This window comes from Ensifer sp. GW821-FHT05G01, assembly GCF_059419585.1.
In genome coordinates this window covers 55,902-80,053 of record NZ_JBWKSC010000021.1, presented here as the reverse complement: position 1 = coordinate 80,053, position 24,152 = coordinate 55,902, and the positions used below count along the sequence as shown (strand labels likewise).

At 62.7% G+C, this 24,152-nt stretch carries 19 protein-coding genes; 13 read left to right on the top strand and 6 right to left on the bottom strand.

The genetic code is table 11. The annotated features are described in order from the left end of the window. Positions 1-50 precede the first annotated feature (50 nt). The 3 genes from AC07UR_RS33405 to AC07UR_RS33395 form a co-directional block, all read right to left on the bottom strand. On the bottom strand, positions 51-1,166 hold the full coding sequence (locus AC07UR_RS33405; protein WP_412728435.1) for a metallophosphoesterase: 1,116 nt from the start codon (positions 1,164-1,166) through the stop codon (positions 51-53). A 121-nt stretch (positions 1,167-1,287) separates the two neighbouring features. Beyond that, complete coding sequence (locus tag AC07UR_RS33400) at positions 1,288-2,877, bottom strand: DHA2 family efflux MFS transporter permease subunit (RefSeq protein ID WP_209793294.1); 1,590 nt, start codon at positions 2,875-2,877, stop codon at positions 1,288-1,290. 71 nt (positions 2,878-2,948) lie between these two features. After that, positions 2,949-4,166 carry an HlyD family secretion protein gene (locus tag AC07UR_RS33395; protein ID WP_209793292.1) on the bottom strand — a complete coding sequence of 406 codons (1,218 nt, stop codon included), beginning with the start codon at positions 4,164-4,166 and terminating at the stop codon, positions 2,949-2,951. Between the two features lie 157 nt (positions 4,167-4,323). Here AC07UR_RS33395 and AC07UR_RS33390 point away from each other — a divergent pair, with 157 nt between their 5' ends. From AC07UR_RS33390 to AC07UR_RS33380, 3 genes are all read left to right on the top strand, one after another. After that, positions 4,324-5,028, top strand: a complete 705-nt coding sequence (locus AC07UR_RS33390; RefSeq protein ID WP_173423733.1) for a TetR/AcrR family transcriptional regulator — start codon at positions 4,324-4,326, stop codon at positions 5,026-5,028. A gap of 104 nt (positions 5,029-5,132) precedes the next feature. Then, a complete protein-coding gene (locus AC07UR_RS33385; RefSeq protein WP_209793289.1) occupies positions 5,133-5,972 on the top strand; it encodes an AraC family transcriptional regulator in 840 nt (279 codons plus the stop codon). A 114-nt stretch (positions 5,973-6,086) separates the two neighbouring features. Continuing rightward, positions 6,087-6,842 carry a TerC family protein gene (locus AC07UR_RS33380; protein ID WP_209793287.1) on the top strand — a complete coding sequence of 252 codons (756 nt, stop codon included), beginning with the start codon at positions 6,087-6,089 and terminating at the stop codon, positions 6,840-6,842. A gap of 283 nt (positions 6,843-7,125) precedes the next feature. Here the strand turns inward: AC07UR_RS33380 and AC07UR_RS33375 are convergent, their stop codons facing one another. Then, positions 7,126-7,506 carry a VOC family protein gene (locus AC07UR_RS33375; RefSeq protein WP_209793285.1) on the bottom strand — a complete coding sequence of 127 codons (381 nt, stop codon included), beginning with the start codon at positions 7,504-7,506 and terminating at the stop codon, positions 7,126-7,128. Positions 7,507-7,742: 236 nt separating this feature from the next. Beyond that, a complete protein-coding gene (locus AC07UR_RS33370; protein WP_173423737.1) occupies positions 7,743-8,090 on the bottom strand; it encodes an ArsR/SmtB family transcription factor in 348 nt (115 codons plus the stop codon). A 255-nt stretch (positions 8,091-8,345) separates the two neighbouring features. On the opposite strand from AC07UR_RS33370, the gene gltX reads away from it, so the two are divergent. Both gltX and lysS read left to right on the top strand, forming a co-directional pair. Continuing rightward, the gene (gene gltX / locus AC07UR_RS33365; RefSeq protein ID WP_209793283.1) at positions 8,346-9,803 is read left to right on the top strand and encodes a glutamate--tRNA ligase; all 1,458 of its coding nucleotides are present in this window, start codon (positions 8,346-8,348) and stop codon (positions 9,801-9,803) included. Between the two features lie 10 nt (positions 9,804-9,813). Continuing rightward, positions 9,814-11,310, top strand: a complete 1,497-nt coding sequence (gene lysS, locus AC07UR_RS33360) for a lysine--tRNA ligase (protein ID WP_173423739.1) — start codon at positions 9,814-9,816, stop codon at positions 11,308-11,310. Between the two features lie 108 nt (positions 11,311-11,418). On the opposite strand, the gene AC07UR_RS33355 is transcribed toward lysS, so the two are convergent. Continuing rightward, positions 11,419-12,072, bottom strand: a complete 654-nt coding sequence (locus tag AC07UR_RS33355) for a hypothetical protein (RefSeq protein ID WP_209793281.1) — start codon at positions 12,070-12,072, stop codon at positions 11,419-11,421. A gap of 253 nt (positions 12,073-12,325) precedes the next feature. Between AC07UR_RS33355 and AC07UR_RS33350 the strand changes: the two genes are divergently transcribed. From AC07UR_RS33350 to AC07UR_RS33315, 8 genes are all read left to right on the top strand, one after another. Continuing rightward, the gene (locus AC07UR_RS33350; RefSeq protein WP_209793279.1) at positions 12,326-13,279 is read left to right on the top strand and encodes a nucleoside hydrolase; all 954 of its coding nucleotides are present in this window, start codon (positions 12,326-12,328) and stop codon (positions 13,277-13,279) included. Positions 13,280-13,370: 91 nt separating this feature from the next. After that, complete coding sequence (locus AC07UR_RS33345) at positions 13,371-14,381, top strand: ligase-associated DNA damage response exonuclease (RefSeq protein WP_209793277.1); 1,011 nt, start codon at positions 13,371-13,373, stop codon at positions 14,379-14,381. A 3-nt stretch (positions 14,382-14,384) separates the two neighbouring features. Further along, complete coding sequence (locus AC07UR_RS33340) at positions 14,385-15,998, top strand: cisplatin damage response ATP-dependent DNA ligase (protein WP_209793274.1); 1,614 nt, start codon at positions 14,385-14,387, stop codon at positions 15,996-15,998. A 68-nt stretch (positions 15,999-16,066) separates the two neighbouring features. Then, positions 16,067-16,255 carry a DUF3008 family protein gene (locus tag AC07UR_RS33335; protein ID WP_173423744.1) on the top strand — a complete coding sequence of 63 codons (189 nt, stop codon included), beginning with the start codon at positions 16,067-16,069 and terminating at the stop codon, positions 16,253-16,255. A 103-nt stretch (positions 16,256-16,358) separates the two neighbouring features. Continuing rightward, positions 16,359-19,028 (top strand): bifunctional diguanylate cyclase/phosphodiesterase, encoded by a 2,670-nt coding sequence (locus tag AC07UR_RS33330; RefSeq protein WP_209793272.1) that lies wholly within the window; start codon positions 16,359-16,361, stop codon positions 19,026-19,028. A gap of 257 nt (positions 19,029-19,285) precedes the next feature. After that, the gene (locus tag AC07UR_RS33325) at positions 19,286-22,192 is read left to right on the top strand and encodes a monovalent cation/H+ antiporter subunit A (protein WP_209793270.1); all 2,907 of its coding nucleotides are present in this window, start codon (positions 19,286-19,288) and stop codon (positions 22,190-22,192) included. Next, a complete protein-coding gene (locus AC07UR_RS33320; RefSeq protein ID WP_025428214.1) occupies positions 22,192-22,539 on the top strand; it encodes a Na+/H+ antiporter subunit C in 348 nt (115 codons plus the stop codon). The genes AC07UR_RS33325 and AC07UR_RS33320 overlap by 1 nt, the downstream gene beginning before the upstream one ends. After that, positions 22,508-24,151 (top strand): monovalent cation/H+ antiporter subunit D, encoded by a 1,644-nt coding sequence (locus AC07UR_RS33315; protein ID WP_209793268.1) that lies wholly within the window; start codon positions 22,508-22,510, stop codon positions 24,149-24,151. The genes AC07UR_RS33320 and AC07UR_RS33315 overlap by 32 nt, the downstream gene beginning before the upstream one ends. Position 24,152 lies beyond the last annotated feature (1 nt).

Genomic DNA, 24,152 nt, shown 5'->3' with positions numbered 1-24,152 from the left:
GTACGTAAATCAAAAATGCGAGCGAGACGGACGAACGCTGATTTCGCTGGCTAAAACCGCTTGCTGAACACCTGGGTGAAGGCGACCTCGCCGTGACCTTTGCCGGCTTCGCCAAGCGCCACGTCCATGAAGCCGTCGGTCACGCGCACGAGCGCGAAACCGCCCATATATGCAGCCTTGGGCTTGAAGAGGTCGAGACCTTCGCGGCGATAGATCATCGCCGTTTCGTGCTGGTGGCCGTGAAACACGCCGACGACGTTGTGGCCCCTGATGGCGTCCACGAGCGCCTGACGCTGCTCGGTACTCCACCAATGTGGCGGACCGTCACCCTGATCGTCGAAGGTCTTGGCGGCGGCATCCCAGACTTCGGTCGAGAAAGCGTCCCAGCCATAGTGCTGGAACAGGATCACCGGCCGGCCGTCGGCCGCATAGGTTTCCAGATCCTGCTTCAGCCAGGGAAGCGCATCGACGGCGCCCTTGCTGACATCGCCGCCGAAGCGCTGGAGCTGGACGAGATGCAGCCCGCCCCAGTCCCAAGAATAGCAATCCGACAGTGGATCGTAGTTCGTCACCGGCACCGGCGGCTTGTAGAACACCGTCTGGCGATGGTTGAGTTCGACATAGTCGCGCAGCTCGCGGCGATACCAGTCCACATGCGGCGGCGGACCGTCCTGGTCGAGGTCGTGATTGCCGAGACCGACATAGACGGGAAAGTGAACACGGTCGGCGCCGGGACCTTCCTGGTAGCGACTGGAAAACTGCTGCAGCTGCCGGCCCTCGCGCGGCTGGCGCACCTGCCCGCCGCCGTCATCGGTCAGGTCGCCGCCCAGCACCAGTCCGAGCGGATGGCCGATCTGCCGGCCGGCGCTGCCGAGCCCGCTCGCCTCGCCGGCAACGCTTGCCGGCCACCGCATCCCCGGCAGACCATTGAGCGCCGCCACGTGACGCAAAAGGTTCTCGTCGGTCTTACCCTCCGCCGCACAGTTCGGCGCAAGGCCTTCGGTCGAGACGAGGCATGCATGGATGTCGTTCGAAAACAGGAATGTGGCATCGATGGGCGGGCGCCCGGCTGCCCGTGTCGGGCTTGCCAGCAATGCCGCGCCCATGCCGGCCGCACCGGCAAGGAAGGAACGCCGGGAGATGACAAAGCGCCTTGATGGCTGCATGAATGACCCCGTTTTCGCCCAACCGGCGGCGCCGGATCGACGATCACGGACCGGCCGGAGATTGTTTTCCGGCCGGATTGTGCCGCAACGCGACGGACGCGTAAACCTTGCAGCAGCGCGACTAGTGGCCGCCGCCGCTTGGGCCAACGCCCTCCGGTTTCTTGATCATCATCACACCCAGGATCAGCGAAAGGAAGAGCACCGTGAGGATGACGAAGACGTCGCTGAACGACAGGATCATCGCCTGCTTCTGTGCCATTGCCGCAAGCTGCTTGATGGCGATCGTAGCACCGTCGAGGCCATGGGCATCGAACTTGGCCTCCATGTTGTTGAACTGCGCCATCGCTTCCGGGTTACCCCACTGGATATGCTCGGAAAGCCGGGCATAGTGCAGGTCCTGGCGCTGGGTCAGGATGGTGTTTATGACCGCCAGGCCGACGGCACCGCCCAGGTTGCGCGTCAGGTTGAACAGGCCGGATGCGCCGCGCATGCGCGCCGGCGGCATGGTGCCGAGCGCGATGTTGTTGATCGGCACCATGCAAAGCATCAGCCCGACGCCACGCAGGATCTGCGGGATGAACAGCTCGTAGAAGTCCCAGTCGGCCGTCAGGTGCGCCATGATCCAGGTGCCGCTGGCAAAGCTGGCAAAGCCGATGGTCATCAGCACGCGCGGATCGAGCTTGCCCGACAGGATGCCGGCAACCGGCGCAGTCAAGAACATCGCAAGGCCCGAGACGAACATCGTCTCGCCGATCATCAGCGAATCGTAGCCGCGAATGCGTCCGAGATAGAGCGGATAGAGATAGGTAAGGCCATAGAGCCCGATGCCCATGACGAAGGAGAACATCGACCCGAAGGCAAAGTTGCGGTTGGAGAACGCCCGGAGATCAACCACCGGGAATTCCACCTTGAAGGCCCGGTAGAAGAAGATCACTGCAGCGATTACCGTGGCAACGGCACCCATGACGATGTGATCGTCATTGAACCAGTCGTTGGCGTTGCCTTCTTCCAGAACATATTCGAGCGAACCGAGGAAGACCGCCATGGAGGCGAGCCCCCACCAGTCGAACTTCTTGAAGAGGCTGAGCTCCGGCTTGTCGAAATCGATGAAGGTCCAGGTCAGCGTCGCGACGATGATGCCAGGAATGACGTTGACGAGAAACAGCCAATGCCAGGAAAAGGCATGACTGAGGTAACCGCCAACGGTCGGGCCGATGGTCGGCGCCAGCGTGGCGATCAGGCCGATGATCGGCGAGACGATGTTGCGCTTCGACGGTGGGAAAATGGTGAAGGCGGCCGCAAACACCGACGGGATCATGCCGCCGCCGATAAAGCCCTGGATCGCCCGGTAGACGATCATCTGGTCGATGTTGGTGGCGGTCGCCGCCAGCGCGCTTGCCGCCGTAAAGCCGGCCGCCGACACCGAAAACAACACGCGGGTCGACACGATGCGCGCCAGCGTGCCCGACAGCGGGATCATGATGACTTCGGCGATGAGGTAGGAGGTCTGCACCCAGCCGATTTCGTCGGAGCCGGCTGACAGACCGGCCTGAATTTCGGCGAGCGACGCCGAAACGATCTGGATGTCGAGGATCGCCATGAACATGCCGACGACCATGGCGAAGAAGGCGATCAGCCTTCTCGGGTCCATATGTTCCTCGACCTTCGGTGCGGCTGCCGCCACCGAGCCTGCTGTTGCCGTTGCGGCCATCTGAGCCACTCCCTGCGTGTAAAGGCGCAGCCGGCGCGTTCGATCGAACATGCCGGCGCGTCGGGGCCCGATTACTTCGTGGCGGCGACCTTGGTCTCAGCGGGTGCCGTGCGCGTGTCGACATCGACGACCACGCTCAAGCCAGCGCGCAGATGGCCTTCCGCCAGCACATCGGCCGGCAGCGTGATGCGCACCGGCACGCGCTGGATCACCTTGGTGAAGTTGCCTGTGGCGTTTTCGGCCGGCAGCAGCGAGAACACCGAGCCGGATGCCGGCGAGATGGAGGCAACCGTGCCTTCGATCGCGTGCTCGTCATAGGCGTCGATGTGAACCTTGACCTTCGAGCCGGGGACCAGATGCGCGATCTGCGTCTCCTTGAAGTTGGCGTCGATGTAGAGCTGGTCGACAGGGACGAGTGCCGCCAGCCTCTGGCCGGCAGAGACGAGATCGCCGACCTGGACGGCGACGTTGCCGATGACGCCGTCATAGGGCGCCTTCAAGACGGTGAAGCCGAGGTCGCGATTGGCCTTGTCGCGGGCAAGCTCCAGCGAGCGGATCTGGCTTTCCGCCTCGGCGCGCTGAGCCTGCAGCACGGTGATGTTGGCGTTGGCAGTCGCGATGTTGGCATCGGCGCCGGCAAGGTTTGCCCGCGCCTGATCCAGCGCCACGTCGGCATTATCGCGGGAAGCAACGGTGCCGACGTCCTTGGACTGGAGGTCGCTTGCGCGCTTTTGCGCAAGTTCGGCGCCGCGCACCGTTGCTTCGAGAGCATTTTTCTGGGCTTCGGCCTGGGCAAGGCTCGCCTTTGCGCCGGCGATCTGCGCGTCGAAGCGGCTGAGCGCCAACTTCTGCGTGGCGATCTGGGCCTCGGTCTGCTCGGCGGCGATGCGATAGTCGCCGTCATCGAGCGTGACCAGCGGGTCGCCGGCCTTCACCTGCTGGTTGGCGACGACGTCGACCTTGGCGACATAACCCGAAACCTTCGGGGAGATCGTGGCGATGTCGCCCTCGATATAGGCGTCGTCGGTCGAAACCATGAAACGGCCATTGGTCCACCAGTCATAGCCATACCAGCCGCCTGCGGCCAAAGCTGCGAGGCCGAGAACGGGCAAGATCGGGCTGCGCTTCTTCTTTTTCGAAGCGACTTCGACAGCGGGTTCCTGCGTGAGCGCAGGCGCCTCGGCAGTCGCCCCCTTAGCCTCGGGCGCGGCCTCATGGGTCTGCGGAACTTCAAAATCCTCGCCGACAGGGCGAACGCGAGCGACGCTGGACGTTTTGGATGCGGACATGGGTACCGGCCTGGTTAATGAGTGGTGATTGAACTGAACCGTTCGGTTCGATCGAAGCTTGACTTAGTCGCTTTTACGTCGCATATCAAGGGGGAATCGAACCACGCAGTTCGATGGACGTAATTTGATGCGAACAGGACGGGTACAGACGGCGATCATGGAACCAGCAAAGACCGGACAGAAAGAGACCATCCAGCCCGACAACGGCATGGACGAGCAGCTTTGTCCCGGCGGCGGACGCCATGCGGCGGGCGAAGACCCCGCCAAGCGCGAGCAGATCCTGGAAGGTGCCCGGCGCGCCTTCATGAACCAGGGCTTCGACGCCGCCAGTATGAACGACATCACCCGCGAGGCCGGTGTCTCGAAGGGCACGCTCTACGTCTATTTCGAAAACAAGGAAGACCTGTTCAAGGCGCTGATCATCCAGGGCAAGACCCGGGTCGTTCAGACTGCCAAGCATGCGCTCAACGATCACGACGATGTCGAGGAATCGCTTTTTGATTTCGGCGTGACGCTGACCACCAGCATGACCGCCGAGGAAACAATCCGCTCCATGCGCATGGTGATCGGCGTGATCGACCGCATGCCGCATCTGGCCGAACGCTTCTTCAGCGAGGCGCCGGAAAACGGCTATACCGTGCTCAAGGCCTATCTCGACCGCCAGGTCCCAGCCGGTACGCTCGACATCGACAACACGGAGATGGCGGCGCGGCAGTTCATCGAGATGGCACAGGCGGGCCTCTTCAAGCACCGGCTGTTCGGCGGCATGTGTTCGGCGCCGCCGCGCGAGCAGATCGAGGGCACGGTCACGGCAGCTGTGCGCGTCTTCATGGCCGCATACGGACCGAAGAAGACGGCTTGAGACGAACGCACATTCGGCCGCCTCACTCTTCAATCCAGCAATTGCGATCAAGCACGCCTTCCAGCAAAACCCTATGAGCATGGGTGTCTGCCACGGGAGTGATCATGAGTGCCATCGGAAGGGCGATCTGGTTCATCGAGAGCCATTTCGCGAGCGATATATCGCTGGAAGAGATCGCTGAGGCCGCCGGCCTGTCGCGCTTTCACCTGTCACGCGTCTTCGGACTGGTGACGGGTTACTCCATCAGCGCCTATATCCGCGCACGGCGCCTGAGCGGCGCTGCGCAAAGCCTTGCCGACGGCTCCTCCAGCATTCTCGCGGTGGCCCTCGAAGCAGGCTACGGCTCGCACGAGGCCTTCACCCGTGCCTTTCGCGAGCAGTTCGGCGTAACGCCGGAGACCGTGCGCAAGCAAGGGCACTTCGGCAACATCGCACTGACGGAGCCAATCAGAATGGACGACACCCGCCTCCTCAAACTGGACCCGCCGCGCTTCGAAGACAGCCCGGCCTTGCTTCTCGCCGGCCTTGGTGAAACCTATGCCTACGGCCGCACCGAAGGCATTCCTTCGCTCTGGCAACGCTTCAACACCCACTTCGGCAACATCCGAGGGCAGAAGGGCAACATCGCCTATGGCGTCTGCAGCCAGAACGACAGTGAAGCAGGCAGCTTTCACTATATGGCGGCAGTCGAAATCGACGATGCAGGCGCCCTGCCCGCCGGCTTTACGACGATCAAACTGCCGAAGCAGCGCTATGCCGTGTTCCTGCACCGCGGCCATATTTCATCGATCGCGACGACCGCCCACCGGATCTTCGGCACCTGGTTGCCGGAGTCCGGCCTTCAACACGGTGAAACGCCCGATCTGATCGAGCGCTATGACGAGCGCTTCGACCCGCATTCGGGCATGGGCGTTGTGGAAATGTGGATCCCGATCAAACCGTAAACGGTAAAGCGCCGCCGCAAACGCCCGGCGGCGCTTGTCACTCTCGCATAGTTGCTTAAATACTGCCGCGATTCTTGCGCGACGACGCGCCACCGAGACAAGGAAAGATCGCTGATGCAGGATTTAATGCTGCTAGCCCAGGACCCGGCCGCCTGGGTTGCCCTCATAACACTGGTTGTCATGGAGGTGGTTCTCGGCATCGACAATCTGATCTTCATCTCGATCCTCACCAACAAGCTGCCGCCCGAACACCGTGAAAAGGCCCGCCGCATCGGCATCGGCCTGGCGCTCGTCATGCGCCTCGCTCTGCTCGGCACCATCGCGTGGATCGTCAAGCTGACAACGCCCGTCTTCGAGGTCTTCGGACATGGCTTCTCCTGGAAGGACCTGATCCTGATCGCCGGCGGCCTGTTCCTCGTCTGGAAGGCAACCAAGGAAATCCATCACAATGTCGACCCGGCCGACCATGGCGAGGATTTCATCGCCTCGTCGGCGATCAACAGCTTCGGTGCGGCGATCGGCCAGATCCTGCTGCTCGACCTGGTCTTCTCGGTCGACAGCATCATCACCGCCGTCGGCATGACCCCGCATCTGCCGATCATGGTCATCGCCGTTCTCGCCGCCGTCACGGTGATGCTGGTTGCCGCAAACCCTCTTGCCAACTTCATCGAGAAGAACCCGACGATCGTCATGCTGGCGCTCGCCTTCCTCCTGATGATCGGCACGACGCTGATCGCCGAAGGCATGGGCCTGCACGTGCCGAAGGGCTACATCTATGCCGCCATGGCCTTTTCGGCCCTGGTCGAGGTTCTCAACATGGTGGCTCGCAATGCGCGGCTGCGAAAGAAGGCCGCCGGCAAGCCGCAGTGATCTGAGGCCATTGTCGAAAATCAAAAGGGCGGGGCTACATGGCTCCGCCTTTTTTCCGTGAACTACACAAAAAAGGCCTGCATCACGGGGGATGCAGGCCACCTTGCTGCAAGCGTTTGCGAGGGCACAAGCCGGACGGGTCAGGGAGCTCGACTGCCATTTCGTTGGCCACGGGAAGAAATCGGAAAAATTCCCGTGTTCTCCACCTCCGTCATGTCCGATTGGCACAGCCTGCGCCTCGCGAACGGATAACGCATCACCCTGTCGATCGTTCCGGTGGACGTCAGGCGTCGGGACGGTGGCCGACCTCCACCAGGATGTTGCCGGGGACGACCATATAGAAGACATAGGCCCCATGCCGCTCTTCCGGATCGGTCATGCGGATGCCCGTCGGCAGGATACGTCGATAGGCATCCTCGACCTCTGTCCTCTCAGACAGCAGGAAGCCGACATGATAGGTCTGCAGGCCGAGGCTGACCTGGTCGCCACCGCCGAGCCTGGCAATCGGCGGGCTGATCACGAGCACCATGCCGGCCTCGTCGGCGAGGCGATAAAAGGCGTCCTTGCCGCGCGTTTCAACGAGCGTAAAGCCGAGATGGTCGATGAAGAATCTCGCCGTTTCGGCAACGACGGGGCTGTGAAGATCGAGATGGTTCAGTCGCATATGCAGTCTCCGTGTTTTGAGAAACGCGGCGGACTGCGTCTGATCCGGATACACCCCGCCGCGGACCGATGCGGATGCATCGGAACCACGCCGCGGGTTCGAACGATCAGGTTCGAGCAGAGCTTCGCAAGGACTGGGACAGCCTCGCGAAGGGACCGGGCTTACCATATCCGGCCCTGCCTTTTTCGACACGGGATGTGTAGCGCAGCCGGTTTGCGCCGGCAAGATCGCTGAAATCAGTTCGTCTCTGCGTCCGGATCCACCTTTTGCAACTCCTGCAGATAGGCGTCGAGACGATCGAACTTCTCTTCCCAGAAACCCCGGTAGCTATCGAGCCAGCTGTTGACGTCGCGCAAGGGTGCGGCTTCAAGTCGGCAGGGGCGCCACTGCGCCTCGCGGCCGCGGCTGATCAATCCGGCGCGCTCGAGGACTTTCAAGTGTTTGGAAACGGCCGGCAGGCTCATCTCGAACGGCTCCGCCAGTTCACCGACCGAAGCCTCGCCGAGAGAGAGCCGGGCAAGGATGGCCCTGCGCGTCGGATCGGCGAGGGCTGAAAGCGTGGTCGACAGGCGATCTTCCGGCATTTTCTAAAAAACCTTTCAGTTAAATAACCTTACGGTTCAATATAACCAGCCATCGGCAGTGTCAACAAAAAGTGGCGTGATCCACTTTCCGTTGACATGCCCCATGTTCTATGGTCTCACGCGAGCCGACTGGAAAGCCCGCCGATACCGCTTGTGCGGCACCCCTACGGGCCTTTCCTTCCCATAAAATGCGCGCCCGGCGGCCGGACTTGTCTTCCGGCAAGGGGCGAGAAGCACGTCAAACGGGCAAAGACCATGGCAGATTCAGCAGTTCGGGTACGCATCGCACCCTCCCCCACCGGCGAGCCGCATGTCGGCACCGCCTATATCGCACTGTTCAACTATCTCTTCGCAAAGAAGCACGGCGGCACCTTCATTCTCCGGATCGAAGATACCGATGCCACCCGCTCGACGCCGGAGTTCGAGCAGAAGGTGCTGGATGCGCTGAAATGGTGCGGGCTGGAATGGTCCGAAGGCCCTGACGTCGGCGGCCCCTACGGACCCTACCGCCAGAGCGACCGCAAGGACATCTACCTCGACTACGTCCGACAGATCGAGAAGAACGGCCACGGCTTCCGCTGTTTCTGCACGCCCGAGCGGCTGGAGCAGATGCGCGAGGCCCAGCGCGCCGCCGGCAAGCAGCCGAAATATGACGGCCACTGCCTGACGCTTTCCGCCGAAGAAGTGACCAGCCGCGTCGACGCCGGCGAGCCGCACGTCGTGCGCATGAAGATCCCGACCGAGGGCTCCTGCAAGTTCACCGACGGCGTCTATGGCGACGTCGAGATCCCGTGGGATTCGGTCGACATGCAGGTTCTGCTCAAGGCCGACGGCATGCCCACCTATCACATGGCAAACGTCGTCGACGACTATCTGATGAAGATCACCCACGTCGCGCGCGGCGAGGAGTGGCTGGCCTCGGTGCCGAAGCACATCCTGATCTATCAATATCTCGGCCTGACGCCGCCGGTGTTCATGCACCTGTCGCTGATGCGCAATGCCGACAAGTCGAAGCTGTCGAAGCGCAAGAACCCAACCTCGATCTCCTATTATTCGGCGCTCGGCTACCTGCCGGAAGCGCTGATGAACTTCCTCGGCCTGTTCTTCATCCAGATCGCCGAAGGCGAGGAGCTGATGACCATGGCCGAGCTTGCCGAAAAGTTCGACCCGGACAACCTGTCGAAGTCGGGCGCGATCTTCGACATCCAGAAGCTCGACTGGCTGAACGGCCGCTGGATCCGCGAGAAGCTGAGCGACGACGAATTCCTCGGCCGGGTGCTGGCCTGGGCGTCGGAGAACGATCGCCTGAAGCAGGGCCTGAAGCTGTCGCAGTCGCGCATCTCCAAGCTCGGCGAACTGCCGGCACTTGCCGACTTCCTGTTGAAGTCCGACCTTGGCCTCGAGCCGGCGGCCTTCGCCAAGATCAAGTCGAGCCCGGAAGAACTGGTCGAGATCTTCAACACGGTTCAGCCGGATCTGGAAAAGATCCTCGAATGGAACAAGGAAACGATCGAGGCGGAACTGCGCGCGATTGCCGACCGCATGGGCAAGAAGCTCAAGGTCGTGCTGGCACCGCTGTTTGTCGCGGTCTCCGGCTCGTCGCGCTCCCTGCCGCTCTTCGACAGCATGGAACTGCTCGGCCGCTCGGTCGTGCGCCAGCGGTTGAAGGTTGCAGGTCAGGTCGCCGCCTCGATGGCCGGCAGCGGAAAGTAAGGACAAGACGATGAACGACAAGACCGAGACCACAGCCCTCTCCTCCGACGTGACGGAAGTGCGCGCGCAGAAGCTGAAGCTGCTGCGCGAACAGATCGGCGACGTCTATCCGGCGCATTTCCACCGCACGATGACCAATGCCGAACTGGCAGCGAAGTACGAGAACCTGGAGCTCGACACCGAGACGCAGGACGTCGTCACGGTCGCCGGCCGCGTCTACTCGTCGCGCAACTCCGGCATGTTCATGGACATCCATGACGCCTCCGGCAAGATCCAGATCTTCAGCCACAAGGACACCACGCCGGAAGACGCCCGTGCGCTCTTGCCGATGATCGACATCGGCGACATCATCGGCGTCACCGGTGTCGTGCGCCGCACCAAGCGTGGTGAGCTGACGATCAACGCGCAGGCGATCACCATGCTGACGAAGTCGCTGCTGCCGATGCCCGAGAAGTGGCATGGCCTCTCCGACATCGAGCTGCGCTACCGCAAGCGCCACCTCGACATCATGACCAACGAGGAATCCAAGCTCCGCTTCCAGCAGCGCAGCAGGATCGTCTCGGGTATCCGCCGCTTCATGGAAGACGACGGCTTCATGGAAGTCGAGACGCCGATGCTGCATTCGGTCTATGGCGGTGCCACGGCCGAACCGTTCAAGACCCACCACAACACGCTGAAGCTCGACATGTACCTGCGCATCGCGCCGGAACTGTACCTGAAGCGCACGCTGGTATCGGGCCTGACCGACAAGGTGTTCGAGATCAACCGCAACTTCCGCAACGAAGGCGTGTCAACGCGGCATAATCCCGAATTCACCATGATGGAGTGCTACTGGGCCTACGCCGACTACGAGGACATCATGGACCTCGTCGAGCGGCTGTTTGAGAAGCTCGCTCTGTCGATCCACGGCTCGACCGAATTCATGTTCGGCGACAAGGAAATCTCCTTCAAGGGTCCATTCCGTCGCGTGCCGATGCCGGATGCCGTCAAGGAAGCGACCGGCATCGATTTCCTGGCGATGAAGACCGACGAGGAAGCCCGCGTTGCCGCCAAGGCAGCCGGTTTCGAAGTCGAGAAGGACTGGACCTGGGGCGAATGCCTCGCCTTCGTCTTCGAAGAGAAGGTCGAGCCGACGCTGATCCAGCCGTCGCACGTCACCCATTTCCCGAAGGACATCTCGCCCTTTGCCAAGGAAGTTCCGGGCGAGCCGCGCCTCGTCGAGCGCTTCGAGACCTATTGCAACACCTGGGAACTCGGCAACGCGTTTTCCGAGCTCAACGATCCGGAAGAGCAGCGCGCCCGCATGGTCGAGCAGCTGGAGCAGGCGCATGCGCGCGGCGAGAAGGCCAAGCAGCTCGACGACGAGTTCCTTGATGCCATCGACCAGGGCATGCCGCCGGCAGGTGGCCTCGGCATCGGTGTCGACCGCCTGATCATGCTGCTCACCAATGCACCGTCGATCCGCGACATCATCCTGTTCCCGGCGCGCCGCAACAAGGCCGACTGATCAGGGTCACAACGGCACGAAACAAAGAGCCCGGCGCGAATGCGGCGGGCTTTTTCCGTTGTCGATGGTGAATTTGCCGGCGACGCGTCCGATCGTGCCATCGGCCTCTCAGTGGCCGGCAGGCGCCTCGGCGCTCTCGGCCTTGTGCTCTGCCGCTGCGACATCGGGCGCTGCCTCGCCCTCGACAGCAATTGCGTTCGGATCGATGCAGGGCGAACGATCGTCCATACCGGCCATCATTCCACCGATATCGGCAACCGAAAGATCGACCGTGTTGCCGTGAAAGAAACCGGCCGAGTTGGCCGTGCCATCATTGTAGGACGCGCGGAAACGCTCATCCATGCCCGGCACGCTTTGCGGACCCGGTGCGAAAAGAACTTGCGCCCCGATCGCGGCGCCACGCACCGCAGCCCGCTCTTCCGGCCCGGCAGCATCGAGAACGACCACCTGATAGAGATCTGCCTTTTCCGACTTCGACAGCGCGCCGACCACGCGCAGCGCCGTGCGCATGCGTGCCTCGCCATCGGCACGGTCCGTCTTGATGTGCATGCGAACCCAGCGCTGACCGTGATGGCCGAGCTTGACGGTCCTGACCAGCGTGCATTCGAGACCGGAGGTGGCAGGCTTAGACATCTGCTCCATCAGCGCGTCGCGGCCGACATAGACGGCGGCAGCACCTGAGGCGGCCGACACGCCGAATGCGGCGGCAAGGATGACGACCAGCCTCTTCGATGGGCGCAACTTGCCGAGAATAGCCTTCACGAGAATGGCTCCGCTGTGATGACAGGAACTGAAACATAAGCCCGAAGGCGCCTGGCAAGGATAAGCGCTCGACCTTTCGGAAAGTTTAAGCGGGTTCGGCGGTTGGGTGATCGAAAACAAGACGGTTTATGCCGGAGGCTTCATCAGCTTTGCCGTCAGGCATGCCCGGCTGGGATCGATCACCGATTGACTTTCGTGGGCATCTTGCCTCCATTGCGACCCGTCAAACGCAAGAAAAAGAAAAGAAGAACACATGCACAAGGTTATCTTTGATACGGATCCGGGCATCGACGATGCGATGGCCCTGCTCTTCCTCCACCGCCACCCGGATATCGATCTCATCGGCATCACCACGGTCTTCGGCAACGCCTCGGTCGAAACGACGACGCGCAACGCGCTGTTCCTGAAGCGTGAGTGGGGCATAAAGGCGCCGGTCGCCAAGGGTCTCGACAAGACCTTCAATCCGGACCGGCCGCATGTCGGCTGGCCGACCTTCATCCATGGCGATGACGGCCTCGGCAACATTGACGTGCCCGAGACGATCGACCTGCCGGTCGATCCGCGTTTGGCGCACCGCTTCATCATCGACACCGTGCGCGCCAACCCCGGCGAAGTGACGCTGATTGCCGTCGGTCGCATGACCAACCTGGCATTGGCACTGCGCGAAGATCCGGACTTTGCGCCGCTGGTGCGCGAAGTCGTGATCATGGGCGGCGCCTTCGACGTCAACGGCAACATCACGCCGGCTGCCGAAGCCAACATCCACGGCGACCCCGAGGCTGCCGACGTCGTCATGACGGCACCGTGGCCGGTGACCGTCGTCGGTCTCGACGTCACCACCAAGACGGTTATGACCAAGGCGATGCTTGCCGACATCGCCGAGCGCGGCGGAGCGCCGGCGAAGCTGCTTTCGGACATCTCGCAGTTCTACATCACCTTCTACGAGCAGCATGTGCCCGATGGCATGGTGGTGCACGACAGCTGCGCCTGCGCCTATGTCGTGGCGCCGGATCTGTTCAAGGTTCGCAGCGGCGTCATCCGCGTCGTCTGCGGCGGCATTGCCGATGGCCAGACGATCCAGAAGCCCGACAGCCGGTTGTTCCCGCCAAGCCCTTGGGACAACCTGCCGAGCCAGAAGGCCTGCATCGACATCGATGCAGCTGGAACGCTCAAGCTGATCGGCGACACGCTGGCACTGAACGGCTGATGCCATATCGAACGGACCGGCATTGCCGACCGTTCGAAAAACTTTGCAGCCATGGCTGGCGGATCCGTTTCCGCCAGCTATCTCTAAGGGCATGAAACCGGACGCCCTGCTCTATCCCGCTCCCAAAGGTCTCTACTGCGAGATCGGGGATTTCTACATCGATCCGGTGCAGCCGGTCGATCGCGCGCTGATCACCCACGGCCATTCCGACCATGCCCGCGCCGGCCACGGCCAGGTGCTCGCCACCCGCGAAACCCTCGACATCATGCGCATCCGTTATGGCGAAGGCTTTTGCGGCACCAGCCAGACCGTAGCCCTGGGCGAGACGATAACCGTCAATGGCGTCGAGGTACGTTTTCACCCGGCCGGCCATGTTCTCGGCTCGGCGCAGATTTCGGTCATGGCCAAGGGCACGCGCATCGTTGTGTCGGGCGATTACAAACGACGGCGGGACCCGACCTGCCTGGCGTTCGAACCGATGCCCTGCGACGTCTTCATCACCGAGGCGACCTTCGGCCTGCCGGTCTTCCACCACCCTGACGACCGCACCGAAATGCGCAAGCTGCTGACGTCGCTGAAGCAATTTCCCGAGCGCACCCACGTGGTTGGCGCCTATGCGCTCGGCAAAGCGCAACGGGTGATCGCGCTTCTGCGCGAGCAGGGCTACGACCAGCCGATCTACATCCACGGCGCCCTGCAGAAACTCTGCGACTACTATCGGAGCGAAGACATCGACCTCGGCGAATTCCGCCCGGCAACGCTTGCCGCCGACGAGAAGCAGGATTTTGCCGGCACAGTCGTCATCGGGCCACCCGCCGCCTTCGCCGACCGCTGGGCTCGGCGCTTCGTCGATCCCTTGGCGATCTTCGCCTCAGGCTGGATGATGATCCGGCAGCGCGCCAAGCAGCGCGGCATCGAGCTGCCGCTTGTTATCTCCGACCATTGCGACTGGCCTGAACTCACGCAAACGATCCGCGAGATCGCCCCGGCGCAGGTCTGGGTCACCCATGGCCGCGAGGAGGCGCTGGTGCGCTGGTGTGAGCTTGAGGGCATCGCCGCGCGGCCCTTGCATCTCGTCGGCTACGACGACGAGGGGGAATGAGCGATGAAGGCCTTCGCCGAACTGCTCGACCGCCTCGTCCTGACGCCGCAGCGCAACGCCAAGATCCGGCTGCTGGCGGACTACTTCCGATCCGCGCCTGATCCGGATCGCGGCTATGCGCTGGCGGCCATCGCCGGCACCCTGTCGCTCGCCACCGTCAAGCCGGCAATGATCCGTGACCTCCTGCTCGAGCGCATGGACGAAGTGCTGTTTCGCTATTCCTACGATTATGTCGGCGACCTCGCCGAAACGGTGTCGTTGGTCTGGGAGCCGCCGGAAGACGTTGTACCGGACGACATTCCGCTCGGCGACGCCATCGAGAAGCTGCAGACGACCGGCCGCGCCAACGTGCGCAGCGTCGTTCGCGACATGCTCGACCGGCTCGATACGTCGGCGCGCTTCGCCTTTCTGAAACTCGTGACCGGCGGCCTGCGCATCGGTGTCTCGGCCAAGCTTGCCAAGCAGGCGCTGGCCGAGATGGGCAGCAAGGACGTCACCGAGATCGAGACCCTCTGGCATGGGCTCGCCCCACCCTACCTGCCGCTCTTCCAGTGGCTGACGGGCGAAGCGGAAAGGCCGGTTCTGTCGACGCCCGCCGTCTTCCATTCGGTGATGCTTGCGACACCGGTCGGCGAGGGCGATCTCGATGGGCTCGACCCAAAGGACTTTGCCGCCGAATGGAAATGGGACGGCATCCGCGTGCAGCTTGCCAATGTCGGCGGCACCAGACGGCTCTATTCGCGCAGCGGCGATGAAATCTCCGGTGCTTTCCCCGACGTGCTGGAGGCATCAGACTTTTCCGGCATCATCGACGGCGAGCTGCTGGTCGGCGGCACCGCTCGCACCAACCGCGCCACCCGGACCTTTTCCGACCTGCAGCAGCGGCTGAACCGCAAGTCCGTCAGCCGCAGGATGCTCGACGAATACCCCGCCTTCATCCGCGCCTACGACGTCCTCTTTTCGGGCGAAACCGACGTTCGGGCAGAAGCCTTCCTGGCGCGACGGGCGATGCTGAGCGACCTCGTCGAACGGGCTTCGCCGCAGCATTTCGACCTGTCGCCGCTCGTGCCGTTTTCCTCCTGGGAAGAGCTGGACCAGCTGCGGTCCGAGCCGCCCGATCCCGTCATCGAAGGCATCATGCTGAAGCGACTGGATTCGCCCTATACCGCCGGCCGGGCCAAGGGTCCGTGGTTCAAGTGGAAGCGCGCGCCCTACAATGTCGACGCCGTGCTGATGTATGCCCAGCGCGGCCACGGCAAGCGCTCCAGCTACTATTCCGATTTCACCTTCGGCGTCTGGACCGAGGTCGACGGCGTGGAAACGCTGGTGCCGGTGGGCAAGGCCTATTTCGGCTTCACCGATGCCGAACTGGAAATTCTCGACCGCTTCGTCAGGGACAATACCACCGAGCGCTTCGGTCCGGTGCGGGCAGTGCGAGCCGATCACGATTTCGGCTTCGTTGTCGAGGTCGCGTTCGAAGGCCTCAACCGCTCGACGCGGCACAAGTCTGGCGTTGCCATGCGCTTTCCCCGTATCGCGCGGCTGCGACAGGACAAGCTCCCTCATGAGGCCGACCGCCTGGAGACATTGCAGGCGATGATCGAGAGCAAATCGTGATCCATCGCGGGGAACCGGTCCGTTCAGCCTGCGTTTGAGCTGTTCGAACACCCGCAAGGAGATGCGACATGCCTGCAAAATCCAAGGCACAGCAGAAAGCGGCCGGCGCAGCACTTGCCGCCAAACGTGGAGACATGAAGAAATCCGAACTCAAGGGTGCGTCGCGCGAGATGGAGAAATCCATGACCGAAGGCGAACTGGAAGACCTTGCCGAAACCAAGCACAAGAAACTGCCCGAGCGCAAGACGTCAAAATGACCCTGGGCAGGCATAAAAGCCGGAACTAAAACAATAATTGTTAATACCAATTTGGGATCATCCCGGTCGTTTCGTATCCTTCTGATGCCGCCGGGGTGATCTTGTGCCTGCCAGACATGCCTTCGATCTCGGGAAAAAGAAACTCTCCGGGTTTCTGACGCCGAACTACCTTCCCGCGATCATCGCCTCTCTCGTCGTTCTGGTGGCTGGCATCCTCGCAGACAACCAGAACCAGGTGGTCTCCGAAGCGCGCGTGCGTTCACAGGTCGCCGACGAACTCAACCCGATCCGCTCCAAGCTTGAAGCCAGCATCAACGGCAACATCCAGCTCGTGCGGGGCCTGATCGGAACCATCGTCACCGAGCCGGGCATGGGGCAGCAGCGCTTCGCCGCTCTTTCGCGCAGCATCTTCACCGAACGCTCCCAATTGCGCAGCATCGCCGCCGCACCCGACCTCATCGTGCGCATGGCCTTTCCTATGCAAGGCAACGAAAAGGCGATCGGGCTCGACTACCGCAAGAACGAGGCGCAGCGCGCCGCCGTCATGAAGGTCAGGGATACCGGCAAGATGGTTCTGGCCGGCCCTGTGGATCTGGTGCAGGGCGGGCGCGGGCTGATCGGTCGTTTTCCGGTCTCGATCGAAGCGGGCGGCGGCAGCAACCGCTTCTGGGGCATCGTCTCGGCAGTCATCGACGTCGATCGTCTCTACAATGACAGCGGCCTCTTCTCCCCCTCGCTCGGCATCGATATCGCCATCACCGGCCGCGACGGGACGGGCAGCGACGGTACGGCCTTCTACGGGAATGCCAAGGTCTTCGATCAGTCCCCGGTGGAGATGACGGTCCTATTGCCGGGAGGCTCCTGGCACATCGCTGCCGTTCCCAAGGGCGGTTGGCCGCACACCGCGCGCAACGCCTGGCTTATCCGCGCGCTGATTGTCGCCGGCGGCCTGATGATCGTCCTGCCGATGCTCCTGACCGGCCGGTTGATGAGTGAGCGCCAGAACAACATCCGCGCCCTCAGGCAGAGCAAGGCGCAATTGCAGGAACTGTCGCATCGCCTGAAGATCGCCCTCGACACCTCGGAGATCGGCATCTGGGAACTCGACATTGCCAGCGGCAAACTGCTCTGGGACGAGCGGATGAAGGAACTCTACGGCAAGACGGGATCTGTCCGTCAGGCCTATGACGACTGGAAGTCGACGCTGCATCCTGACGATGTCGCTCATGCCGAGGAGGAGTTTGCCGAAGCACTTCGCTCAGGCGCCGCTTACAACTCCGAGTTTCGGGTGCGGCTGCCGGATGACACCGTGCGCCATATCCGTGCGGTTGGCTCGGCCTATGACGGCGCCGATGGGCGCAAGAAGTTCGTCGGCGTCAACTGGGACGTGACTGCCGACATCCAGACCCGTGCCACGCTGTCGGAAGCCAAGCGGCAGGCAGAAGCCCATAGCGCCGAACTGGAAGCAGCTCGCCACCGCATGGAATTCAATGCCCTGCACGATCCGCTGACCGGCCTGCCCAACCGCCGGTTTCTCGACCAGGTGCTTGCAGACAGAAGCCAGCATTTCGATGTCGAGGCGAGGCTCAGCATCTTTCACATGGATCTCGATCGGTTCAAGCAGATCAACGATACGCTCGGTCACGCCGCAGGCGACGAAATCCTGCGCCACGCCGCCGAGCTGCTGCGTACCAACGCCAAGGAGAAGGACTTCGTCGCCCGTATCGGCGGCGACGAGTTCGTCATCGTCCGCCCGGAAGACAGCGCCGAGCCCGACGCGCGGCTCGCATCCTGCATCATCGAGGCGATGAGCGTTCCGGTTCGCTACAAGGACCAGGAATGCCGCATCGGAGTCAGCATCGGCATAGCCGCTCAAGCCCGACCGACCGACGATCTATCCCAGATCCTCGTCAATGCCGATATCGCCCTTTACGAGGCCAAGCGCCGCGGTCGCAACCGGCACGAAACCTTCACCGGCGATCTGAAGACCGCCGTGTTCAAGACCAAGCAGACCGCCGACGAAATCCTTCGCGGCTTGGAACACAAGGAATTCATCGCGCATTTCCAGCCGCAATTCTGTCCGAGCACCCTTGAGGTCATCGGCGTCGAAGCACTCGCGCGCTGGGACCACCCGACCAAGGGGTTGCTGGGTCCGCACACCTTTCTCAAGACCGCCGAAGACATCAACGTCGTCGCGTCCATCGACCAGGTGATCCTGGAGCAGGCGCTGTTCCAGATCTACCGCTGGCAGGCCAACGGCATCCATATCCCGAAGGTTTCGGTCAACCTCTCCTATGCGCGTCTGCACGATGAAGGGCTGATCGACCGTCTCGAACAATTGCAGATCCCGCGCGGCCGCCTGTCCTTCGAGCTTCTGGAGTCGATCTCCTTCGACGAGAGCGACATCACCGTGCTGTCGAACATTCGCCGGATCAAGGAACTCGGCATCGATATCGAGATCGACGATTTTGGCACCGGTTATGCCTCGATCCTCAGCCTGTTGAAGCTGACCCCGCGGCGCCTGAAGATCGATCGCCAGCTGATTCTGCCGATCCTGGATTCGCCGACCGAAAAGCGCCTCGTCGAATCGATCATCGATATCGGCACGTCGCTCGGCATCGAAGTGATCGCTGAGGGCGTCGAAACGCTCGAGCATGCCCGCATGCTGCAGGAGCTTGGTTGTCATGGCCTGCAGGGCTATGCCTTTGCCCGGCCGATGAGCGCCAACGATCTCGCCACCTTTGTTTTCGAGCGCAGGTGGCAGGCGGCCTGACATCGCCGCTATCCGCCCGCGACGGTTCGGCACGTGCTCGAGCTGGTCAAAAATGACGCAATCTCACATTTTTCCCACCATCGAGGCTTGGCAGCCCCCGGGAAAATCGTCATAAAAACATACGGCTGTTACCGCTATGCGGACTGTGACGGCATCGTCTGCGACCGTTGCATCAGCGATGGTCCTTGAGGGGCTTCGGCACCCAATCTCCATTATGCCCAAGAGAAGGGAACGGTACGATCGAATACGCGGGGAAATTGCTTTCTGTCTTCATCCTAGCCCCGTTCGCGGGAAGCCTCATTGCAATCTTCTTTCCGCCCGATCAACGCGGCGCCACGGCCTGGTTCGCAGGCGCAATCGCGCTTCTGTGCTTCCTGATTGCCGCCGGCCTCTACCCCTTCGTCACATCTGGCGGCGTTCTTCGCTATGAACTGGCCTGGATACCGGAACTCGGCCTCAACTTCACCTTGAGGATGGACGGCTTTGCCTGGCTGTTCACGGTGCTGGTGACCGCGATCGGCGTGCTCGTCGTGCTCTACGCCCGCTATTACATGGCGGCGGAAGATCCGGTGCCGCGCTTCTTTGCCCTGTTCCTCGCCTTCATGGGATCGATGCTGGGCGTCGTTCTTTCCGGCAACCTGATCTTGCTTGCGGTTTTCTGGGAGCTGACGAGCATCGTCTCCTTCCTGCTTATCGGCTATTGGCATCACAATGCCCACGCTCGCGACGGCGCGCGCATGGCGCTGACGATGACCGGCATGGGCGGGCTCTGCATGCTGGTCGGCCTGTTGATCATGGGCCGCATCGTCGGCAGCTACGATCTCGACGTCGTGCTCGCCTCTGGCGACATGATCCGCGAGCACCCGCTCTATCTGGCGACATTGGTGCTGATCCTGCTCGGCGCCCTGACCAAGAGCGCGCAGTTTCCGTTCCATTTCTGGCTGCCGCACGCGATGGCCGCACCAACGCCTGTTTCCGCCTACCTGCATTCGGCGACGATGGTGAAGGCGGGCGTTTTCCTTCTCGTGCGGTTCTGGCCTGTGATGGCCGGCACCGAGGCCTGGTTCTGGATCGTCGGGCTCGCCGGCCTGACGACGCTGCTTCTCGGCGCCTATTTCGCGATTTTCCAACAGGATCTGAAGGGGCTGCTCGCCTATTCGACCATCAGTCATCTCGGGCTGATCACGGTGCTGCTCAGCCTCGGCAGTCCGCTCGCCGCCGTCGCCGCCGTCTTCCACATCGTCAACCACGCGACCTTCAAGGCATCGCTGTTTATGGCGGCCGGCATCATCGACCATGAAACCGGGACGCGCGACATGCGCAAGCTCGGCGGACTGATACGCTATATGCCCGGGACCGCCATGCTCGCGATGGTCGCGAGCGCCGCCATGGCCGGGGTGCCGCTGCTCAACGGCTTCATCTCCAAGGAGATGTTCTTCGCCGAGGCGATCGAGACGCATCAGGCCAACCTGCTCGACACGATCACGCCCTACGTCGCCACCCTTGCCGGCATGTTTGCCGTCACCTACTCGCTGCGCTTCATCCACAGCGTGTTCTTCGGCAAGACGCCGAGCGACCTGCCGAAGATCCCGCACGAGCCGCCGCGCTGGATGCGCGCACCGATCGAATTCCTCGTGCTCGCCTGCCTCGTCGTCGGCATCATTCCGGCGATCACGATCGGTCCGTTCCTGCACACCGCCGTCGTGTCCATCCTCGGCGCCAGCACGCCGCAATACAGCCTTTCGGTCTGGCACGGCTGGAACCTGCCGCTGATCATGAGCTTCGTGGCGCTTCTCGGCGGTATCGGTCTCTATTTCCTGATGCGCAACTATCTGGCGACCAGCACCGAGGGACCGCCGGTCTTCCGTCTGCTGCACGGCCAGCGTATCTTTGAGCGCGTCCTGGTCACGCTCTCGTGGAAATGGGCGCGTTCGCTCGAACAGAGGCTCGGCACGCGCCGGCTGCAGCCGCAGATGCGCTTCCTCGTCTTCGTCGCGATCATGGCCGGTGCCCTGCCGCTGCTGCTCAACCACTACGAGCTGCCCCCGCTTCTGGTCCGTGGCATCGATCCGGCCTTTGCGCTTCTCTGGGCGATCGGCATCGCCTGCGCCGTCGGTGCCGCCTACCAGGCGAAATTCCACCGGCTGGCAGCGCTCGTGCTTCTCGGCGGCGCCGGTCTCGTGACCTGCATCACCTTCGTGTGGCTGTCGGCACCCGACCTTGCCGTCACCCAGCTCCTCGTCGAGATCGTCACGACAGTGTTGATCCTGCTCGGCCTGCGCTGGCTGCCCAAGCGCATCGAGGACACGCAGGAATCCGAACTACTTTCGCTGCGGGTGCGCCTGCGGCGCCTGCGCGACTTTGTGCTTGCCCTTGTGGCAGGCGGCGGCGTGGCGCTGATCGCCTATACGGTGATGACCCGACCGATGCCGGAAACCATCGCCAGCTATTTCCTCGAGCGCGCCTACAAGGAAGGCGGCGGCACCAATGTCGTCAACGTCATCCTCGTCGACTTCCGAGGCTTCGACACGCTCGGCGAGATCGCGGTGCTGGCCATCGTCGCACTGACCGTCTTTGCCCTTCTGCTGCGCTTCCGTCCGCAGGCCGACAGCCTGGAGGCGCCGGAACAGCAGCAGGTGCAGAATGCTTTTGACGACGATCATCCCGACCGCGCCAAGGGCGACAGCGTCGCTGAATATCTGTTTGTTCCCTCGGTGATCATGCGCTGGATGTTCCCGGTCAGCGGCATGCTGGCGGCCTATTTCTTCCTGCGCGGCCATGACCTGCCGGGCGGCGGCTTTGCCGCCGGCATCGCCATGTCGATCGGCTTCATCCTGCAATACATGTCCGGCGGCACGCGTTGGGTCGAAGAGCGGCTGCGTATCCACCCGCTTCGCTGGATGAGCATCGGCATCATCGTCGCGGCGGCAACCGGCATCGGGTCGTGGCTGTTCGGCTATCCGTTCCTGACCTCGCATGCGCAATACGTCACCTTGCCGATCATCGGGAAGATCCCGCTGGCAAGCGCGATCTTCTTCGACCTCGGTGTCTTCTCGCTGGTGGTCGGGGCAACGGTCCTGATCCTGATCGCGCTCGCGCACCAGTCGATCCGCGCGCCGCGTGCCCATGCCCGCGCCCTTCGCGCCGCAAAGGAGGCGAAGTAATGGAGATCATCCTGTCTGCCGCCATCGGCGTCCTCACCGCTTCAGGCGTCTACCTCCTGCTTCGGCCGCGCACCTATCAGGTGATCATCGGTCTGTCGCTGCTCTCCTATGCCGTCAATCTCTTCATCTTCAGCATGGGCCGGTTGCGCGTGAACGCGCCTCCCATTCTGGAACCCGGCGGCGTCGGCGATCTCTCGCGCTATACCGATCCGGTGCCGCAGGCCCTGGTGCTGACCGCCATTGTCATCGGCTTTGCCATGACGGCGCTCTTCCTCGTCGTGCTGCTCGCCTCGCGCGGCTTCACCGGCACCGACCATGTCGACGGAAGGGAGCAGCGCAGTGATTAATTGGCTGCACCACCTCATCATCCTGCCCATCCTTATCCCGTTGATGGTCGGCGCGGCGATGATCCCGATCGACGAGCGCAACCGCATGGCCAAGGGCGTCATGGGCTTCGTCTCGACGCTTGTCCTTTTCGTGCTCTCGATGGTGCTGATGCGCGCAGCCGCCTCGACCGAAGGCTTCCTTGCCGGCACCAGCGTCTACCAGCTCGGCAACTGGCCGGCGCCGTTCGGGATCGTTCTGGTTCTCGACCGGCTATCGGCGCTGATGCTCTGCCTGACGAGCGGCCTGGCCCTCGCGGCCCAGGTCTATTCGATCGCCCGCTGGCACACCGCCGGCCATCACTTTCATTCGCTGTTCCAGCTCTTGATCGCCGGCCTCAACGGCGCGTTCCTGACGGGCGACCTGTTCAATCTCTTCGTCTTCTTCGAGATCATGCTGGCGGCATCCTATGGCCTGCTGCTGCACGGATCCGGTCCGCTGCGCGTCAAGGCCGGCCTGCACTATGTCGCGATCAACCTTGCCGCCTCCTCGCTCTTCCTGATCGGCGTCAGCCTGATCTATGGCGCGACCGGCACGCTCAACATGGCCGATCTCGCCATCAAGCTTTCGACGATCTCGCCGGAAAACCGGCAGATGGTCGAAGTCGGCGCCGGCATCCTCGGTGTCGCCTTCCTGGTCAAGGCCGGCATGTGGCCCTTGAGCTTCTGGCTGCCGACCGCCTATTCGGCGGCGACGCCGCCGGTCGCGGCCGTCTTTGCCGTGCTGACCAAGGTCGGCATCTACGTCATACTGCGCCTGTCGCTGCTCGTCTTCGGCGTCAATGCTGGGGTTTCCGCCGGCTTCGGCCAGACGCTGCTCGTCATCGGCGGCATGCTGACGATCGCCTTCGGCGCTATCGGCGTGCTTGCCTCGCAGGCGATGGCGAGGCTTGCCGCCTATTCGGTACTCGTCTCCTCGGGCACCTTGATGGCGGCGATCGGCCTCGGGCATTCGAGCATGATTGCCGGCGCGCTGTTCTATCTCGTCAGCTCGACGCTGACGATCTCGGCCTTCTTCCTGCTGATCGAACTGGTGGAGCGCGGCCGCGACGCGGGCGCCGACGTTCTGGCGGTAACGATGGAAGCCTATGGTGATGCCGACGAAGACGAAGAGATCGATGAAGCGGGTGCCGCCATCCCCGGCACCATGGCCGTGCTCGGTCTCTGCTTCTGCCTTTGCGCACTTCTGCTGGCAGGATTGCCGCCGCTTTCCGGCTTCGTTGCCAAGTTCGCCATCCTGAGCGGTCTCTTCGGCCTCTCCGGCGCCGAACCCACACCGGCGCTTTCGGCCGCAGACTGGACCTATGTCACCTTGCTGATCCTGTCCGGCCTTTCCGCCATGATCGCCATGAACCGCGTCGGTATCCGCACGTTCTGGGCCTCGATCGAGAACACCGTGCCGCGGGTCTTCGTCATCGAGATCGCGCCGGTCGTGGTGCTGCTCGGCGCCTGCATCTTCCTCAGCCTGCAGGCCGGGCCGACGATGCGCTACATGCAGGCGACGGCGGATTCGCTGCTCAACCCCTCGGGCTACACAGAGCGCGTCCTGACGGCGCCGCGCGTGGGAGGGCAGTAAC

Excerpts from the sequence above, each read along its gene's own strand:
- AC07UR_RS33405 (WP_412728435.1), bottom strand. The coding sequence starts at position 1,166 with ATGCAGCCATCAAGGCGCTTTGTCATCTCCCGGCGTTCCTTCCTTGCC.
- AC07UR_RS33400 (WP_209793294.1), bottom strand. The coding sequence starts at position 2,877 with ATGGCCGCAACGGCAACAGCAGGCTCGGTGGCGGCAGCCGCACCGAAG.
- AC07UR_RS33395 (WP_209793292.1), bottom strand. The coding sequence starts at position 4,166 with ATGTCCGCATCCAAAACGTCCAGCGTCGCTCGCGTTCGCCCTGTCGGC.
- AC07UR_RS33390 (WP_173423733.1), top strand. The coding sequence starts at position 4,324 with ATGGAACCAGCAAAGACCGGACAGAAAGAGACCATCCAGCCCGACAAC.
- AC07UR_RS33385 (WP_209793289.1), top strand. The coding sequence starts at position 5,133 with ATGAGTGCCATCGGAAGGGCGATCTGGTTCATCGAGAGCCATTTCGCG.
- AC07UR_RS33380 (WP_209793287.1), top strand. The coding sequence starts at position 6,087 with ATGCAGGATTTAATGCTGCTAGCCCAGGACCCGGCCGCCTGGGTTGCC.
- AC07UR_RS33375 (WP_209793285.1), bottom strand. The coding sequence starts at position 7,506 with ATGCGACTGAACCATCTCGATCTTCACAGCCCCGTCGTTGCCGAAACG.
- AC07UR_RS33370 (WP_173423737.1), bottom strand. The coding sequence starts at position 8,090 with ATGCCGGAAGATCGCCTGTCGACCACGCTTTCAGCCCTCGCCGATCCG.
- gltX (WP_209793283.1), top strand. The coding sequence starts at position 8,346 with ATGGCAGATTCAGCAGTTCGGGTACGCATCGCACCCTCCCCCACCGGC.
- lysS (WP_173423739.1), top strand. The coding sequence starts at position 9,814 with ATGAACGACAAGACCGAGACCACAGCCCTCTCCTCCGACGTGACGGAA.
- AC07UR_RS33350 (WP_209793279.1), top strand. The coding sequence starts at position 12,326 with ATGCACAAGGTTATCTTTGATACGGATCCGGGCATCGACGATGCGATG.
- AC07UR_RS33345 (WP_209793277.1), top strand. The coding sequence starts at position 13,371 with ATGAAACCGGACGCCCTGCTCTATCCCGCTCCCAAAGGTCTCTACTGC.
- AC07UR_RS33340 (WP_209793274.1), top strand. The coding sequence starts at position 14,385 with ATGAAGGCCTTCGCCGAACTGCTCGACCGCCTCGTCCTGACGCCGCAG.
- AC07UR_RS33335 (WP_173423744.1), top strand. The coding sequence starts at position 16,067 with ATGCCTGCAAAATCCAAGGCACAGCAGAAAGCGGCCGGCGCAGCACTT.
- AC07UR_RS33320 (WP_025428214.1), top strand. The coding sequence starts at position 22,192 with ATGGAGATCATCCTGTCTGCCGCCATCGGCGTCCTCACCGCTTCAGGC.
- AC07UR_RS33315 (WP_209793268.1), top strand. The coding sequence starts at position 22,508 with ATGTCGACGGAAGGGAGCAGCGCAGTGATTAATTGGCTGCACCACCTC.